Annotated in this window: 17 protein-coding genes, 1 tRNA gene and 2 pseudogenes; 4 read left to right on the forward strand and 16 right to left on the reverse strand. The window is 60.2% G+C overall.

The features are described 5' to 3' along the window. Window positions 1-53: 53 nt before the first annotated feature. Window positions 54-130: transfer RNA gene (locus tag IN820_RS03385), tRNA-Pro, on the forward strand. Between the two features lie 73 nt (window positions 131-203). Here the strand turns inward: IN820_RS03385 and IN820_RS22820 are convergent. Both IN820_RS22820 and IN820_RS22490 read right to left on the reverse strand, forming a co-directional pair. Continuing rightward, window positions 204-1,375: pseudogene (locus IN820_RS22820) on the reverse strand (tyrosine-type recombinase/integrase). Next, on the reverse strand, window positions 1,261-1,671 hold the full coding sequence (locus tag IN820_RS22490; RefSeq protein WP_235989060.1) for a hypothetical protein: 411 nt from the start codon (window positions 1,669-1,671) through the stop codon (window positions 1,261-1,263). Before IN820_RS22490 ends, IN820_RS22820 begins: the two are co-directional and overlap by 115 nt. A gap of 282 nt (window positions 1,672-1,953) precedes the next feature. Between IN820_RS22490 and IN820_RS22495 the strand changes: the two genes are divergently transcribed. Further along, window positions 1,954-3,180, forward strand: a complete 1,227-nt coding sequence (locus IN820_RS22495; protein WP_235989061.1) for a hypothetical protein — start codon at window positions 1,954-1,956, stop codon at window positions 3,178-3,180. A gap of 111 nt (window positions 3,181-3,291) precedes the next feature. On the opposite strand, the gene IN820_RS03400 is transcribed toward IN820_RS22495, so the two are convergent. The 3 genes from IN820_RS03400 to IN820_RS03410 form a co-directional block, all read right to left on the reverse strand. Next, window positions 3,292-4,791 carry a Fic family protein gene (locus IN820_RS03400; protein ID WP_193679625.1) on the reverse strand — a complete coding sequence of 500 codons (1,500 nt, stop codon included), beginning with the start codon at window positions 4,789-4,791 and terminating at the stop codon, window positions 3,292-3,294. 216 nt (window positions 4,792-5,007) lie between these two features. Next, on the reverse strand, window positions 5,008-5,229 hold the full coding sequence (locus tag IN820_RS03405; RefSeq protein WP_193679626.1) for a DUF2274 domain-containing protein: 222 nt from the start codon (window positions 5,227-5,229) through the stop codon (window positions 5,008-5,010). A gap of 74 nt (window positions 5,230-5,303) precedes the next feature. Then, entirely contained in the window at window positions 5,304-5,600 is a 297-nt protein-coding gene (locus IN820_RS03410) for a helix-turn-helix domain-containing protein (RefSeq protein WP_193679627.1), read from the reverse strand. Between the two features lie 280 nt (window positions 5,601-5,880). Between IN820_RS03410 and IN820_RS03415 the strand changes: the two genes are divergently transcribed. Beyond that, complete coding sequence (locus IN820_RS03415; RefSeq protein WP_193679628.1) at window positions 5,881-6,132, forward strand: helix-turn-helix transcriptional regulator; 252 nt, start codon at window positions 5,881-5,883, stop codon at window positions 6,130-6,132. After that, complete coding sequence (locus IN820_RS03420; RefSeq protein ID WP_193679629.1) at window positions 6,132-7,328, forward strand: type II toxin-antitoxin system HipA family toxin; 1,197 nt, start codon at window positions 6,132-6,134, stop codon at window positions 7,326-7,328. The genes IN820_RS03415 and IN820_RS03420 overlap by 1 nt, the downstream gene beginning before the upstream one ends. An 82-nt stretch (window positions 7,329-7,410) precedes the next feature. Here the strand turns inward: IN820_RS03420 and IN820_RS03425 are convergent, their stop codons facing one another. From IN820_RS03425 to IN820_RS22825, 11 genes and pseudogenes are all read right to left on the reverse strand, one after another. Then, entirely contained in the window at window positions 7,411-7,593 is a 183-nt protein-coding gene (locus tag IN820_RS03425) for a hypothetical protein (protein ID WP_193679630.1), read from the reverse strand. A 32-nt stretch (window positions 7,594-7,625) separates the two neighbouring features. Further along, window positions 7,626-7,913 carry a HigA family addiction module antitoxin gene (locus tag IN820_RS03430; protein ID WP_003108490.1) on the reverse strand — a complete coding sequence of 96 codons (288 nt, stop codon included), beginning with the start codon at window positions 7,911-7,913 and terminating at the stop codon, window positions 7,626-7,628. A 17-nt stretch (window positions 7,914-7,930) separates the two neighbouring features. Beyond that, window positions 7,931-8,209, reverse strand: coding sequence for a type II toxin-antitoxin system RelE/ParE family toxin (locus IN820_RS03435; protein WP_019339397.1), 279 nt, complete (start codon window positions 8,207-8,209; stop codon window positions 7,931-7,933). Window positions 8,210-8,302: 93 nt separating this feature from the next. Then, entirely contained in the window at window positions 8,303-8,536 is a 234-nt protein-coding gene (locus tag IN820_RS03440) for a DUF2274 domain-containing protein (protein WP_193679631.1), read from the reverse strand. Next, window positions 8,533-9,795, reverse strand: coding sequence for a TrbI/VirB10 family protein (locus IN820_RS03445; protein ID WP_193679632.1), 1,263 nt, complete (start codon window positions 9,793-9,795; stop codon window positions 8,533-8,535). Before IN820_RS03445 ends, IN820_RS03440 begins: the two co-directional genes overlap by 4 nt. A gap of 2 nt (window positions 9,796-9,797) precedes the next feature. Further along, entirely contained in the window at window positions 9,798-10,784 is a 987-nt protein-coding gene (gene trbG / locus IN820_RS03450; protein ID WP_193679633.1) for a P-type conjugative transfer protein TrbG, read from the reverse strand. Then, the gene (gene trbF, locus IN820_RS03455; protein WP_193679634.1) at window positions 10,781-11,488 is read right to left on the reverse strand and encodes a conjugal transfer protein TrbF; all 708 of its coding nucleotides are present in this window, start codon (window positions 11,486-11,488) and stop codon (window positions 10,781-10,783) included. The genes trbG and trbF overlap by 4 nt, the downstream gene beginning before the upstream one ends. A 12-nt stretch (window positions 11,489-11,500) precedes the next feature. Next, complete coding sequence (gene trbL / locus IN820_RS03460) at window positions 11,501-12,661, reverse strand: P-type conjugative transfer protein TrbL (RefSeq protein WP_193679635.1); 1,161 nt, start codon at window positions 12,659-12,661, stop codon at window positions 11,501-11,503. After that, the gene (locus IN820_RS03465; protein WP_193679636.1) at window positions 12,658-12,843 is read right to left on the reverse strand and encodes a hypothetical protein; all 186 of its coding nucleotides are present in this window, start codon (window positions 12,841-12,843) and stop codon (window positions 12,658-12,660) included. Before IN820_RS03465 ends, trbL begins: the two co-directional genes overlap by 4 nt. Window positions 12,844-12,855: 12 nt before the next feature. Further along, window positions 12,856-13,545, reverse strand: coding sequence for a P-type conjugative transfer protein TrbJ (gene trbJ, locus IN820_RS22405; RefSeq protein WP_207793486.1), 690 nt, complete (start codon window positions 13,543-13,545; stop codon window positions 12,856-12,858). Then, window positions 13,519-15,060 (reverse strand): annotated as a pseudogene (locus tag IN820_RS22825) (TraG/VirB4 family ATPase); the annotation flags it as partial. The pseudogene IN820_RS22825 and the gene trbJ, both read right to left, overlap by 27 nt. Window positions 15,061-15,153 lie beyond the last annotated feature (93 nt).

Genomic DNA, 15,153 nt, shown 5'->3' on the forward strand with positions numbered 1-15,153 from the left:
CAGTTGCTTAAGGTATAGTTCGATCCGTTTTCAGCAGTGCTGACAACACTAGTCGGGGCGTAGCGCAGCCTGGTAGCGCACTTGCATGGGGTGCAAGGGGTCGAGTGTTCGAATCACTCCGTCCCGACCAAAAAATCCCTACATTAGAGCCTGGTCAGTGATGACCAGGCTTTTTTGTGTCAGGGACTTTTGCGGGACTTTTTTCATCCTGCCATCCTCCTCAAAATTGTCAGGGCCGGCCCACGCGAGTCGGTAGCCGAAATCCTGTTGGCTTCATCTATCAGTTTGCCCAGCTCGGCGGCTGAATAGTGACTGGTGATGCTGCCGTTCTTGTGGCCCAGCAGAGCCTTCCTGTCTTCCTCTGTCACACCAGATGCCCGAAGTCTTCGACCGAAGGTGTGCTTCAGATCGTGAACACGGATCGAAGCAAACCCAGGTGGAGCAGGGCGCATGAAGCGCTCCTGGAACTTCTTCGCTGCTCTGACTCTGGCTTTCTTCCATGCCGAATCGTTCATCCGGTGAACTGGAGTGGCCTTGCCGTTTCGATCGGGTTGTCCGTAAGGAAATACCCAAACCGGATCAAGCCCACGCTGTCCCTCGATGACCGACTTGGCTACGTTGTTGAGCACAACGAGGCGCTCGTCGCCGTTCTTGACCCCGGAGCTCTCATGTCGGCCACCAAAATCCGCCGGTATGAGAAAGACGCTGGTGTTGAGCTCAGGAATCGGTATCTCCCAATCCCAGCGAAGCTTCACGACCTCCTGCTCGCGTGAGCCGCTGTTGACCTTGTACAGGGCCATGCGGCGCAAATGATCCGGCAATTCCGCGAAGAGAATCGACTGCTCTTCCCAGGACATCGGATAGGGCATGCGTCTGGTTTTCTTCTCTTCCAGCTTGGTGATCATTGGCACTACGTCGAGCCAGGGACGCTTCTGCTCATCACGCCATTTTCGGGCGCACAGGTTCAGGATGCGTATGACGCGCTCTAGGGCGATGTTCACCGTGCGGTGTGAGACGCCAGGTTTCAACTTGCCATCGCGGGTTCTGGTGCTCTTGAGTCGATCCCTTATGTAGGGAGCCAGGGTCTCGTCGTCGACATGAGTCAGAGGCTGGTCGCCAATATACGGGTCCAACTGCTCCAGATAGATGGCTGTGAGGCCTATCGACGGCTGATCAGGTAACGCGTAGCGGCTTCCCGCCAGGTTCTGATCGTGCGGACGCCGTAGATCTTCTGTTCCCGGAGCTTTTCCAGCTTGTGTATCAGGTACTGCTCTGCCTCCTTCCTATCGCTTGATCCAGTGCTTTCCTGAATTCGCTGACCTCTGAAGACCTTGTCGATGTGCCAGGTCCCGTTCCTTTTGTAGAGGCCGCTAATGGTTTTTCGCGCCATGGTTTTTCTCCTTGGCGCTCGCTGCGGGAGTGATCATGTCCCTTGGCACCTTCCTTTTCAATGATGGCCCGGTCGATGTAGGCGTCTGCCCAGGCATCCAGCTCTTCGCGATCAAAGCCGATGCCTTGCACGCCAACGCGAAATTCCCGCACGTAAGGCCGGACGGTTTTGTTGAACTCTGTGCGGCACATGCCGAGGTAGGCGGGGGCCGCACTGGCTCGCAGGATTCGGGATGGGCAGGTGATCAAGCGTGCGGCTATCTGCTCAGATGATGCGGGCATGAATATCGCCTCCTTATCGACCCTGATCCGTTCTGCAGATGCTGTCCCCTGCTCGCCGGGCGAACAACGTGGTGGAGGGAGCTACGGAGGGTTTGGTACAACAACCTTTTTGGTTCGGTTTGACCTGATAGATCGTGGCGTATGGCCAGCCGTTGGCTGGTCGGCGATATCAGGCTTGAGGATTGATACGTGTCTTCCGAAGAGGTAGCCCAGCAACCTGGTTCCAGCCCTGGTGGCCCAGTCAGTCGTGAGGAGATGTACGCAGAGGTGTGGCGGCGTCCCATGACCAAGATCGCGGATCACCATCGTGTTTCTTCCAGCTTCTTGGCGCGCGTGTGTACCCGCATGAATGTCCCGCGGCCGCCGCGTGGGCACTGGGTAAAGCTGGAGAATGGAATACCGAGTCCTCAGCCACCGCTGCCTGAGGCTGGGCCTGGTGATCTTCAGGTCTGGCGCAGGGGAGATGCTCTTGGTGCTGTTCCTCGACCGGTACCGAAGGCACCTGCACCGCGCAAAATCAAACCCGAACAGCTCCGCATATCGCGATCAAGGCAGCACCCTGTTGTCGCGGGGGCGTATGAGGTCTTTGAGCAGGGACGCGTCATCGACCAGGGGTTCCTCAAGCCCGGGAGACAGCGTCTGGTGGATGTCGTGGTGACCAAGCCTCAGCTTGAGCCTGCCCTGAAACTGGCGAATCAGCTGTTTCTCAAGCTGGAGGCTGCTGGCCATAGCGTGATGTTTGCACCGAGTGACCGAACCTATGCCCGGGCCTCGTTTGATGAGCATGAGCACCCACCCAAGAAGCCAAGGCACCGGCATCCGGCGTTGTGGTCACCATCTAAGCCCACAGTGGTTTTCGTCGGGACGGTTGCCATTGGATTGACGTTATTTGAGATGACTGAGGAACTGGAGGCCCGCTACATCGATGGCAAGTACATCCCCACCTCCAAGATACCGTCGCAGCAGATGCGCCGCTTGAGCTCAACCTGGAACTGGTCGACGCGCATGGACTTTGCGACCGGCCGCCTATGTATAAGGGCGTTCTCGCCATATCCGTGGACTGATTGGTCTCAGAGCTGGAAGGAGGCTAAGCAAGGCTCGCTACGTGGCCAGCTTGATGAGATCGTGCAGCAGCTCACAGACGCCGCGCCTGTAATTGCCGGATTGGTAGAGGAGGCCGAGGAACAGGCCAGAATTCGGCAGCAGGAGTGGAAGGAGCAGATGTGCCGCCTCGAGGAGAGGCAGCAAGTTCGACGGCAGAATGAGGCAAGAGAGCAGGCGAGGGCTGATTTGTTGAGTGCCATCAAGCAGTGGGATGACATAAAGCGGATCCAGGCCTTTTTCAGTGATGCGGAGAGCTCCCTTTCGATCTGCCCGAAGCCGCGCGATGCATTGTTATGGATAAGCTCGCCCAAGCGCGTGAGCTTGTTGGCGAGCTGGATCCGCTACAGGCGTTGCTGGAATGGAAGGGGCCTCAAGAGCGCTGAGACTGATGCTGTCTGGGTTTAAGAAATATAAAAAATGCTCACTGATGGTGAGCATTTTTTATATTTCTTAAACCTGTTGCTTGCTCTGAATGCATTCGTTTGTCTAGCTTGCCTACACGATAAAAAGATGCGGCTATTGACGTTTTTCTTGAGCCGCGTGTTGCTCGCTAAGAACCTGCTGGCCAATCTGTTCTATGTAGTCGAAGGCTTCAGTGGGTACCCTGTACTGGTATTGTTTACGACGGTGCTTCGAAACAAAGCCATCATTGGTTAGGCACATCATCACCAGATTCGCCAAGTCGCTGCCGCGGATGTCGAATCGCTCATCCACAGCCCTGTAGACGGCGTCGTAGCACTCCAGAAAAGCGGCTTCTTCCCGGAGTTCGACCTCCAGGGCGTGCTGAGCCATTTCCATGATGAAGATGACGCAGGCAGTTGCGTCCCAGTAGCGGTAGATCGCCGCATCCCCCCGGAAGTCGAAAGCCAACTTGCCAAAGTCGATCCACTGCACATCCCAGAAATCCCGGGCTGGGCGGGAGAATCCCTGCAGGGCCTCCAGATACAGGCGCTCCTCACGTTTCATTGCCACCGACACTGGCAGTAGCAGGCCGTTCTCCAAGGCGCCTGCGCGGCAAAGTGCCTGGTGGATCAGGAATCGGGATAGGCGTCCGTTTCCATCCATAAAGGGGTGGAGGAATACGAAACCAAAGGAAATGATTCCAGCTGCTACCAGCGGGTCGATCTGGGTGGGGGCCTCATTCGCAAACTGCATGAGGTGCTCCATCAGCTCGCGGCACAGCTCTGGTGGTGGGGGAACGTAAGTCACCCCGGCAGCCCCTTGAAGGGCTCCTGCGAGGTGGTTTTGTTCATGCCTGAATGCCGCAGCTAGATCATAAGGGTTCGATACCGTGGCGTTCTGCAGCGCCACCAGATACTCCTCGGTCAGCGGCTGGCGTTCGTGTGCCTGGCGTAGCAAGTGAATGAATCGCCGCGACTTGTCCTCGTTCGGCGCTTCGCGTTCGATAGCGAACGAATCCTTGGTTTCATGCAAATAGGCCCAGTTGATCGCCCGATCCATCATGACCGGAGGCAGGGACTCCATGAAGGCTTTCGCCCGGCCAAGTATGTCGTGTTCCTGAAGTTCGATCAGCCTGGCGGTTCTTTCCACGGTGGCGCAGTAGCCCACGTCGCCAAGGCCGTTGAATTCCACCCGCCACCGGGAGTTTCTTGTTCCCGGGCGGGTCACGTAGCGCTTGGGATCGAAGAGCGGCACGAAAGCCCCCCGAACCGGAGCATGCTGAGGAACCTCCTCGCCGGTGAACGCTTCTCTCAGATAGCACGCCTTGCGAATGTAGATGCCGTTGGGCGCCTCCTGCAGGGCATTCTCCAGGGCTGCGACTGGTATCTTGGGGAGAGCCTGAGCCAGAATGGCAAGATTGACCCCCTCATGCTTCAGCGCGAAGAGGACATGGCCCAGCAAGTCATCAGCAGCCGGTGCGATGGCAGATGGTACAGCCAAGGTCTGGCCTATCTTCTTCAAACGAGTGACAGGCTGCACAATTGCTGGCAGATGCAAGGGGAATGCGGACAGTTGCATGGCTTCGCGTAGCCAAGCGTAACCGACTAGGTGCATGTCAAAAATTCCTTTAGCTTGGCTCTGGCCCCCAGATTTTCTTGAGTGAGACAAGAAAATCTTCATTTTTTCCGATTCTACTGATTTTTTCTTAATTTATTCAGGCCGATTTCGTCCGAGTGCCTTTGGGGCGAAGGTTCGCGCTCACGTTTGTTATTAGTCTCTTCGGAGGCAAGGGCTTAACGGGCGGCCAGCCAGGGTAAACCGATTCGGTTGTCAGCTCGTTTTACCAAGTCTCCTGAACACCCGATCCCTCGCCATGAAGGCTTCCAGCATGTGCGGTATCAGCGTCAGAGCGTCAACTTCTTCGCCATAGGTTTGCGAGTGCAGCGCCGCGTAGCGCTCGAGGTCGGCCTTCAGGCTAGCCGGGCAGGTAAAGGTCAGCTTCAGGTTCTCGGTTTTCGGCAGTGGGCCGAGACGCAGTTTGGTCGTGCTCATTGCAGGCTCCCTGTTCAACGTCCGTGACGCCGACCGGTGTGGCTGCGAGCGATACCTACAAGTATTGATGGATTTCATCGGCGCCCCCGGGTACGTCCTGTTTGTTTGATTTCTTCAAGCGAGACAGGTCGTTCATGCGTGAACAGCTCAGCGATTTGGCGTGTGGCACCAAGTGCTGTAGCGATTAGCACCAGAGCATCGAGGGTGATCTGACCATTGGACTCGAACCGCTTAATGGTCGATTCGGAAATACCCGCCATCTTCGCCAAGGATTTGCGGGAGAGGTTCTGTGCGAGTCGCGCTTCTCGAGCGTTGGCACCGATCTTCTGGGCCAGTTCGTCTGGAGCGAGCAGAGAGTGGGTTAGGGCCAAGGGAAGACCTTATTTAATGGTTCACTTCTGGTCCATTATGCGCCATAAAGTACTTTATTGGTTCAAATATGACCTATTGTATTTTGCTGGCCTGGATTGCTCTAGGGCGGAGATCGCATGCCCTGATCTTCATGCGTAAGCGGATTGCGTTGTCATAAGTCTGAGCTAGGCATCAATCCGGTGAATGAATCGATTTTTGGATTTATTAGCCCGCTGTATTTGATCTCTGTGCTCGTTCGGTATACGTTACATCTATCGCAATTTGTCTCGTATACGGAACATGGACTATTCCCTCATCACACTGCGACTTGGCGAGCAGCTTCGGCAGCGCCGTCTGAATCGTGGGTTGACGCAGGCCGCGCTCGCTTCCCTCGCGGGCATCACCCGGCAGAAGGTTATCGCCATCGAGAAGGGCGACCTCTCGGTGGGGATGAGTGCCTATGCGCGAGTACTGGCCGCCCTCGACTCTGAATTCAATGTGGTGCCGGCAGCCATGCCCACTCTGGACGAAATCCATGGAGTATTCGACTGATGACAGCCGTGCTGCAGGTTGCAACGCCTGAGGGTGGCAGTGGGAGGATTCTTTCCAGCGGCACAGACTATCTGTTCCGCTACCACGAGAACGCCAAGGCGCAGGCAGCGATCAGTTTGCTCATGCCGGTGCGATTGGACGAATACCGCCATCGGGAGCTGCACCCCATTTTCCAGATGAACCTGCCGGAAGGCTACGTCTTGGAGCAACTGCGCAACCGTCTGGCCAAGGTGGCCAACGTTGACCCGATGTTGCTGTTGGCACTGTCTGGGAGCAGTTCGCCTATCGGGCGGGTGGCGGTCAGTTCGCCTGAGGTCGATGCGCTGTTACGCAGGCAGCAGTTCCCCGGAGAAAAATTGGAAGAAATCCTCGCCTGGGACGGAGCAGAAGATATTTTTGCCGGCTTAGTGGATCGTTACATCCTGCGTGCCGGTATATCGGGCGTTCAGCCAAAGGTGCTGGTGCCAGAACATCAGGACTCGGTGCCACAACGCTTCACCTCAAAAACCTCCGATCTGATCATCAAGAGCGGTCGGGATGAGTTTCCCGGGCTGGCGATCAACGAGTTCCTTTGCATGTCCGTGGCAAAGGAGGTTGGCATTGCCGTGCCGGAATTCTACCTCTCCGACAATACCAAGCTCTTCGTCATGCGTCGCTTCGACCGGGATAAGCAGCTCAACCCTATCGGTTTCGAGGACATGGCAGCATTGATGGGGTTAGCTGCGGAGCAAAAATACAGCAAGAGCTATTCGGCTATTGCCAAAGCAATCCGCCTATTTTGCGCGCCTGAGCAGGTGCAAGAATCGCTGGCACAACTTTTCGCCATCGTGACCTTGAGCTGCATCGTTGGTAACGGTGACGCCCATCTGAAAAACTTCGGCCTGCTGTATTCCGACCCTACCCGGCGCGACGCACGGCTCGCCCCAGCCTACGATATCGTCAACACCACTGCCTATATTCCTGAGGACGTATTAGCGCTGGATCTTGTGGGCAACAAATCGCTCTTTGCGTCGCGCCAAGGGCTGCTGGACTTCGCCCAAGTCTGTGATGTAGTGCGGCCAGAAGAAGTAATCCGCGGGCAGTTGAGCGCGCTTGAGCGCGTACTGGCGCGCTCAACTGAACTGAGCGAGCAAGCACCGCACGTGGTCGCGGCAATCAGACATTGCGCTGAGCCGTTCTTAAAAACCTTTGGCTAGAACGGCAGTTCAGGCCCCGATATATGGCTGGTTTTTGACAAAGGGTTTTGAGCTCAATATCGCATACCGCTCTAGGTCGGCCTCAAGCCGGTTGAGCTGATAGAGTCAGCTCTCTTATGCGTTTCGCTTCTTCGAGTACCTTGCGCTGACTTTCGATGGCGCGTTCAACTGCTGCACCGTAAGCAGTGCGCTTGGCTGTATCAGAGCTGCTCCTGAAGAAAGTCGACAGCGGGCTTGAATTGCGCACAAGAGCTTTTCCTTTCATCGAAGTCGCTTCCCTCGTTCTTCCATACGGAACTAAGCAATCGCAGCAAAGCGCTCGATGTGCGGCTGTTCGCGATGCCTAGCTTGCCAAAGGTCGTAGTCGGCTTGCACTCCGAGCCAGGTGCGAGCTTTGCCGATGCCGGCCAACTCTAGGCGAACGGCCAAATCCGGACTGACCGGCGCATGGCCGTGCAAGATGCGAGACAGGGATTCCCGCGCAAAACCAAGGCGGCGAGCAAGTTCGGCAATGCTGATGCCCAGTTCGGGGAGCACGTCCTCAAGCAGGGTTTCACCAGGATGCGGTGGGTTGAACATGGTCATGGATAACCCCCTCCTGTTTAGTGATAGTCAAGGTAGTCGACGAGCTCGATGTCGCTACCCACGAATCGAAAGATCACTCGCCAGTTTCCATTGACGGTGAGTGACCAGAACTCTTCCAGTTCCCCTTTGAGGGGATGTAGCCGCCAACCGGGGATGTCGAGGTCGGCGGGTTCATTGGCTCTATCCATAAAACTCAGCATTCGGCCCAGGCGCTTTGCGTGGTCGGCCCGGATGCCTTTGGTTGAGCCAGATTCAAAGAAAATGCGTAGACCTTTGTGCCGGAAGCTTACGATCATGGTGATAAGTGTGATGTATTAGGTCACGGTTTTCAACCGTGTGTGGGTTTTCTGCCGTTGTCACCACGGCAGCTGGGAGGGGATGCAGGCTTATCAATTGCCGGTGCAAGATTGTGTATTTGTTCTCCTGAACACCCGATCCCTCGCCATAAAAGCTTCCAGCATGTGCGGGATGAGCGTCAGGGCGTCGACCTCTTCGCCATAGGTATGCGAATGCAGTGCCGCGTAGCGCTCGAGGTCGGCCTTCAGGCTGGCGGGGCAGGTGAAGGTCAGCTTTATGTTTTCGGTTTTCGGCAGTGGGCCGAGACGCAGCTTGGTCGTGCTCATTGCAGGTTCCTCTGTTGAGTGGAGAAAGGCTGATAGGGACGCAGCACCAGATCGCGGTTTACGATCACGCGTAGGGGTAGGCCAGGGCGCTGGGTCAACGTGGGCTGGATATCGAGGTTACGGCGGGTGACCTCCTGGCCGACCTGATTCACCGTGTCCTGCAGGCTGTCGCGTCCGGCGATGATGATGCGGTTGCCATCGGTGCGACTGGTCGGTGCCGCCAGCTCGGCACCGATGCCCAGCAGGCTGGTCATGGCCGCGCCGGCGACGATCCGATCCCAATGCCAGTCGACGCCATCCTCGAGACCGGCATAGCCGGCGGCATCGGTACCGACCAAGTTGTCGAGCTGGAAGGATGAGGTGTCCGGCAGGATCACTCGCTGCCACACCACCTGCACGCGGCTTTGTCCGTAGCTCACATGGCTGTTGTAGCGGCCCAGCAGGCGCGAGTCCTGCGGAATCAGCACGTGCTGGCCGGTGGCGCTGTCGTAGACCGGTTCAGTCACCGTAGCGATCACATCGCCGGGTAGATCCGACTTGATGCCGGTTACCAGTGCTGCCGGGATGACGGTGCCGGCCATCACCTGGTAAGGCGACTCAGGCATCTGCAGCAATCCGGAATTACGGATTTGTGCGTTTACGGATTTACTGAGAAACGCCTCGTTCCGCCCCTGCTGCGTTGGTGTTCCTGCGGCGGCTACTGCGCCTGACGAAGCCATACCCAGAGCTGGGGAATCGAGTTGAGCGCCACCACCAGATGCGATACTCGATTTCCGCGCGTTGCTGGTCTGGAAAAACACCGAGGACTGCGCTGCTTCCTCGGCTTCCTTGAGCAGGGCCAGGCGCTCTGCTTCGGCGGCATCTGGCCCATGCCCATAACCTTGCGCCTGCTGCTCCGCCCTGAGGATTGGCCCGCCCAGATCGCCGGGCAGCGGTGGGCCCAGTTGCGGCACTTCCGGCGCAGGTGGAGTCGGCAACTGCGAATAGTCTGCCGGCAGCTGATCCAGCCCTTCGGAGCGCGCAACGCGGTCGACGTTGTACAGCTCGTTCGGCTCGGTGCCCTGGCGGCGCTGCTGCGGTTGCAGCGACCACAGCATGGCTCCTAGTACCGCAGCCGATAGGCCGCCCACCACTACCGCCAGCATGCGTGGGTTGAGGCGGGTGACAGGGCGAGGTTTGGCGCGCAGCTCCAGCGACTCCGGCGCCTCCTTGGGCGGTAGCGAGGTTGCCGCGGTTTGTTTGTCGTCCTTGGCCGTCATGCTCAAGGCCTCCGTGTCACGCCGTCGGTGCGTTCGATACGCACCACGTCACCCTTGTCGGCACCCAGGCGCAGCTCGGCCGCGCCGAACAGGCGGTCGACGATGTAATAAGGCGAGCGGAAGCGATAGTTGACCAGCTGTCCGTCACCTTCGGGGCCTATCACGAACAGCGGCGGCAGCTCGCCCTGGGCGATGCCTGCGGGGAACTGGATATACACCTTGCGGCCGTCATCGAAGGCGCGCTGCGGCTTCCAGGGCGGGTTGCCGCCGCTGATTGCATAACGAAAGCGCAGCTGCTCCAGCGCCAGGCCGGCGTCCACCGGAGCTGCGGCTTGGGCGGCACTAGCGTGGCGGCGCAGGGCGAGCATTCGATCCTTCGGATAGTCCCAGGACACCGAAGCCATCCAGGCGTTTTCGGTGGAACTCAGCTCGATCAGGTAGGTGCGGCGCGTGGTGGTGATCACCAGGTTGGTCTTGAGGTCGACCCGCGTCGGCTTGATCAGCACGCTGGTGCGCAACTCGTCGCCGCTACCACTGGTGGTGTCGCCGACGATCCAGCGCACGGTGTCGCCGGCGGCCACGGTGATCAACTCTTCGCCGGGCTGCAGGTTAATCGCCGTCACCCGACCCGGGCTGGCGTACACCTGATACAACGCGCCATCGGAGTAAGGCCAGACCTGGATGGCGTTGATATAGCCCTCCCGGCTCGGTGCCACCCGAGCGTCACGATTGGCGCGCGAGACCCGGACGCGCTCGTCGGCCGGTTCCTTGGCCGATTTGCTGCGCTGAGTTTCCGGCAGTGGCTTGAGCTGTGCGGGCAGGGCCAGGGGCTTGGGTACTTCCACTACCTCGATGGGCTTGGGCGGCTCCGGCAGGCGCTGCGCTTCTACCGGTTCATCCAGCTCGATCACTGGCGGCTGCTGGCTGGCACAGCCGGCCAGCACGCTCAGCAGCAGAGGGCAGATGTAAATGCTCTGGGTAGTTCTCATGGTTTCTTGGCTCCTTCCGTAGTGTCTAGCTCACGGCTCCAGGACAGGCCGTTGACGTAGATGCCGAGCGGGTTGCGGCGCAGCTTTTCCTCGGTGCGTGGAGGCTGCAGCACCAGCGAGATCACCGCGGTCCAGCGCTCCAGGCCGGCGGCCGCACCATTCACGAAACGGCGTTCGGTCCAGCGCACCTGGAACGAGCTGTCGCTAGCACGCACCACGCTGGTGACTTCCACCGATACCGACTCCTTGCCGACCCGGGTGAAGGGATCGTTAGCGCGGGCATAGTCGTTGAGGGTGGCTGCGCCGCGGTCGGTTGTGGAGTGATAGGCCTCCAGCCAGTTCTGTCGCACCACCACCGGATCGATCGACAGCGAGCGCACCTGCTCGATAAAGCGCGCCAGGTGATGGGCGATTTGTGCATCCTGGGGCTGATAGGGACTGGCGGCTTCGCCGACGGCGCGCACCTGGCCGAGGTTGTCGACCTCCACCACATAGGGCGTCACCGTCGACTGCACCGAACGCCAGACCAGCCCGCCGGCCATCAGCAGCGCCAGGCCCAGACAGCCGAAGGCCATCAGCCGCCAGTTGTGCGCCTGCGCCAGGCTGCTGCCCATGCGCAGATCCCAGGCCTGTGCCGCTGCCTGGTAAGGGGTGACAGGTTGAGGGGTGTCGCTGTAGCGCACCCGTGGACGTCTGAATCGCATCCTCGTCCTCCTTTACGAATTCGATGGGTCGCGGACCTGCGGCCCGGGAGATGAGCCACCGCCATCGCCACCGCGCAGGGTGTGGGTGACCGTGCTGGTGGCCTGTGAGAGTTGTTGCCTGCGCTGCAGGCGCTTAGCCCAGTCGGGCTGTTTGGCTGGGGCGGTTGCAGGATCGGAAGCTGCTGCGGCGCCATTTGCTGCAGCGCTGGAAGAAGCTCCTGCCAGAGAGCGAGCGCCGCCCATTGCCAAGCGTGCTGCACCTGGTGCCATACGTGCGCCGGCCAATACCGCGCCCCCGACACCTGCGGCGATTGCAGCAGCACCAGCAGCCATGCCCGCCGCGCCGAGTGCAGTACCGGCTGCTGCACCAGCACCCAGTTGCGGTGCGCCGGAGACCAACCCGGTGGCAATGCCCGGCCCGACGATGCCCAGGCCGAGCAGGGCCAGCGAGGCGAGCATGACCACCAGCGCATGGTCGATGGAGGGCTCGTCCGGCATGTGCTGGAACTCGGCGAACAACCCGCTGCCAATGCCGACGATCACTGCCAGCACCAGCACCTTGATGCCGGACGCAACCACGTTGCCCAGCACCTTCTCGGCGAGAAAGGCCGTCTTGTTCCACAGCGCAAAGGGCACCAGCACGAAGCCGGCGAGGGTGGTCAGCTTGAACTCGACCAAGGTGACGAACAATTGGATGGCCAGGAAGAAGAAACTGACGATCACCACCAGCCAGGCGAGAAACAGCACTAGGATGCTGTGCAGGTTACTGAATACTTCGGGAAAACCGCTGAGTTTGCTGATCTGCTCAAGCAGTGGCCCTCCGGCATCAACCCCAATCGCGGCCAACCGCCCTGGCTGCAGGAACTCCGCATGACTCAACCCGGAGCCTGAGGCCAGCAGACCCAACCCGGCGAAGGAGTTGAAGACGATCTTGGCCAGCATGTTGAAGTTGCCGATGATGAACGCGAAGGCACCGACATAGAGGATCTTGCGGATCAGCTTGGCGCTGACGTCCTCGCCACCCATGGCCCAGAACAGCCCGGCCAGGGTCATGTCGATCACCACCAGGGTCATGGTGAGAAAGGCCACCTCACCGCCGAGCAGGCCGAAGCCGGTGTCGATATACAGCCCGAACACCTCGAGGAAACGGTCAATTACGCTGACGTCGTTCATTGCACGTCCTCGTCGAAGCTGGGCGGGATCGCGGGCAAGTCGGTAAGCCGCAGAAACTCGCCGGGCCGAGCACAGCCGGAGTAGAAGCGCTCAGTCGCATCGTCTTGCCGAGCCATGACCCCGTTGTCGTCCTGCCCGCAGGCGACCAGCACCAGCAGCGGCAGCAGTGCCAGGAATCTCATGAGGGCGCCTCCCTACCGATAGAACTGCACGGGGTAGGGGGTATAGGGCGTGCCGTTGCCCATAAAGCGACGCCGCCGTTCGCGTGCCTCCTCGGCCGCTGCAGACTGACGGGCAAGCTCCAGGGCGACGGCACGGTTCTGGGTGATCTGCAGCTGCTGCGCCTGGATCGACTGCTTGGCCTGCAGGGCCAGCAACTGGTTGGTGGCCTGGGCAGCCTGCAAGGCGCCACCCGCCGACTGGCTCTGCTGCACCAGAGCGGCCAAGGCGCTCTCATCCTCGGCCAGGTTCTGCGTCACCTGAGCCTGTACACGCAGCGCCGTATGCAGCCCGTCGAGGCCCTGCTGCCAGCGTTCGCGTGCTTCTTCTGCCAGGCGTTGGCTGCTGACGTCGCCGGTGTACTCGTTCGGGTAGAGGCGGCTGAACTCCTGATCCATGCGCTGCACTTCGTAGGCCAGCCCTCGTGCTTCGGCGAGCAGCCGCTCGGTATTGGCCAGTCTCGCGCGCAACTGGTTGACCACGTTGTAGTCCAGGCGCTGCAGGTGACGGGCCTGGTTCAGCAGCATCTGGGTCTCGTTCTGTAACTGGCGAACCTGGTTGTTCGCCATCTCCAGGGTGCGCACCGCAGTCAGGGTGTTCTGCACCAGGTTGGTTGGATCGATTACGGTGAAGGCGTTGGCCCAGTCCAGGCCGCGGTGACGCAACCAGGCAGGGGCGAAACCGGCGGTGCCGTAAGCCTGCAGAATGCGGTCGATCTCGCGCTGCTCGGCCGGGCTGGCCGAGGCGGCGAAGGCCAGCGCTACCGGCCCCAGGTCGAGGTCGAACAGGCGGTTGCCCAGGCGCGACTGGTAGTAGTAATCACGCTTGGGTGTGGCCTGGGCGACGATCTCGATCTGTCGGTCGTTGAGGCCGAAGCCTTGGTAGATGCCGCGGATCTGCGGCTCGCCCGCCTGCGGGTTGGGTAGGAAGATGCGACTGGCGCAGCTCTCGATGATTGCCGCAGCGATGCTGGAGTCCTTGATGTCGGCCAGTGACTGGGTGGCGAAGATGACACTGACGTTCTTCTTGCGCAGGGTCTTGAGCCACTGACGGATGCGCGCGGCGAACAGCGGGTCGTCGAGAAACAGCCAGGCCTCGTCGAGGATCAGTAGGGTCGGCGCGCCGTCGAAACGTTCCTCGAAGCGGGCGAACAGGTAGCTCAGCACCGCAGCTACCGCCGCCTTGCTGTGCATCAGTTCCTCCATCTCGAAGCACTGCACGTCGGCACTGCCCAGCCGATCCTGATCGGCATCCAGCAACGGGCCATGGGCACCGCCCAGTACGTAGGGTTGCAGCGCCTGGCGCAGGGCGTTGTCCTGCAGCAGCACGGACAAACCGGTCAGTGTGCGCTGCGCCTCGGGCGCGCCGGCCAGGCTGTCGAGTGCCGTCCACAGTGCGGCCTTCTGCTCGGGGCCGACGCCCACGCCTTCCTGCAGCAGGCGCGCCTCCAGCCACTCGGCGGCCCATGTTCGGTATCCCGGTTGATCGATGCGCGCGAGAGGCTGGAAGGCCAGGTCGCTGTCGCCTCCGAGGTTGTAGTGCTCGCCACCCAGGCCCAGCACCGTTGCGCGCAGCGAGCGCCCCATATCGAACAGAAACAGGCGTGAGCCCGGGTAGCGTCGAAACTGCAGAGCCAGGGTCGCCAGCAACACCGATTTGCCCATGCCCGTGGGGCCGGCCACCAGGGTATGGCCGACGTCACCGACGTGGGTGACCAGGCGAAAGGGTGTGGCGCCATCGGTGCGGGTGATCACCAACGGCGGGCCGTCCAGATGTTCGTTCCGCGCCGGGCCGGCCCAGACTGCCGAGATCGGCATCAGGTGCGCCAGATTGAGCGTGGAGATCAGCGGCTGGCGGACATTGGCGTAGGCGTTGCCGGGGATCGACGACAGCCAGGCCTCCACCGCGTTGAGGCTCTCGGCGATGGTGACGAAGCCGCGGCCCTGGATCACCCGCTCGATCCGGCGCAGCTTCTCGTCGGCGACCTGGTCGGCACCTAGTTCCTGCAGCGCCGCGTCGGCGTCGCTGGCCTTGTTCGCGGCGTCGCCGTCGAGCAATGGGCTTTCCTGCTGGAAGATCGCTTCGCGCAGCAGCGCCAGGACGCCCTTGCGCTTGGCGAACCACTGCCGGCGCAGGCGCACCAGTTCCTTCTCGGCCTCGTCCTTGTCCAGGCATATAAAAGGTTCATCGCGCCTTTCCGGGGGAAGGCGGCCTTGATTTTCAGGAAGAAATAGTCCGAGTCCCGGAAGCCGTAGGCCATGCGCTTGATCACC

The organism is Pseudomonas lopnurensis (assembly GCF_015070855.1).
GTDB classification, from domain to species: domain Bacteria; phylum Pseudomonadota; class Gammaproteobacteria; order Pseudomonadales; family Pseudomonadaceae; genus Stutzerimonas; species Stutzerimonas lopnurensis.

Bases quoted from the DNA above. Each gene is read 5' to 3' on its own strand.
- IN820_RS22490 (WP_235989060.1), bottom strand. From the start codon at position 1,671: ATGCCCGCATCATCTGAGCAGATAGCCGCACGCTTGATCACCTGCCCA.
- IN820_RS22495 (WP_235989061.1), top strand. From the start codon at position 1,954: ATGACCAAGATCGCGGATCACCATCGTGTTTCTTCCAGCTTCTTGGCG.
- IN820_RS03400 (WP_193679625.1), bottom strand. From the start codon at position 4,791: ATGCACCTAGTCGGTTACGCTTGGCTACGCGAAGCCATGCAACTGTCC.
- IN820_RS03405 (WP_193679626.1), bottom strand. From the start codon at position 5,229: ATGAGCACGACCAAACTGCGTCTCGGCCCACTGCCGAAAACCGAGAAC.
- IN820_RS03415 (WP_193679628.1), top strand. From the start codon at position 5,881: ATGGACTATTCCCTCATCACACTGCGACTTGGCGAGCAGCTTCGGCAG.
- IN820_RS03420 (WP_193679629.1), top strand. From the start codon at position 6,132: ATGACAGCCGTGCTGCAGGTTGCAACGCCTGAGGGTGGCAGTGGGAGG.
- IN820_RS03425 (WP_193679630.1), bottom strand. From the start codon at position 7,593: ATGAAAGGAAAAGCTCTTGTGCGCAATTCAAGCCCGCTGTCGACTTTC.
- IN820_RS03430 (WP_003108490.1), bottom strand. From the start codon at position 7,913: ATGACCATGTTCAACCCACCGCATCCTGGTGAAACCCTGCTTGAGGAC.
- IN820_RS03435 (WP_019339397.1), bottom strand. From the start codon at position 8,209: ATGATCGTAAGCTTCCGGCACAAAGGTCTACGCATTTTCTTTGAATCT.
- IN820_RS03440 (WP_193679631.1), bottom strand. From the start codon at position 8,536: ATGAGCACGACCAAGCTGCGTCTCGGCCCACTGCCGAAAACCGAAAAC.
- IN820_RS03445 (WP_193679632.1), bottom strand. From the start codon at position 9,795: ATGACGGCCAAGGACGACAAACAAACCGCGGCAACCTCGCTACCGCCC.
- trbG (WP_193679633.1), bottom strand. From the start codon at position 10,784: ATGAGAACTACCCAGAGCATTTACATCTGCCCTCTGCTGCTGAGCGTG.
- trbF (WP_193679634.1), bottom strand. From the start codon at position 11,488: ATGCGATTCAGACGTCCACGGGTGCGCTACAGCGACACCCCTCAACCT.
- trbL (WP_193679635.1), bottom strand. From the start codon at position 12,661: ATGAACGACGTCAGCGTAATTGACCGTTTCCTCGAGGTGTTCGGGCTG.
- IN820_RS03465 (WP_193679636.1), bottom strand. From the start codon at position 12,843: ATGAGATTCCTGGCACTGCTGCCGCTGCTGGTGCTGGTCGCCTGCGGG.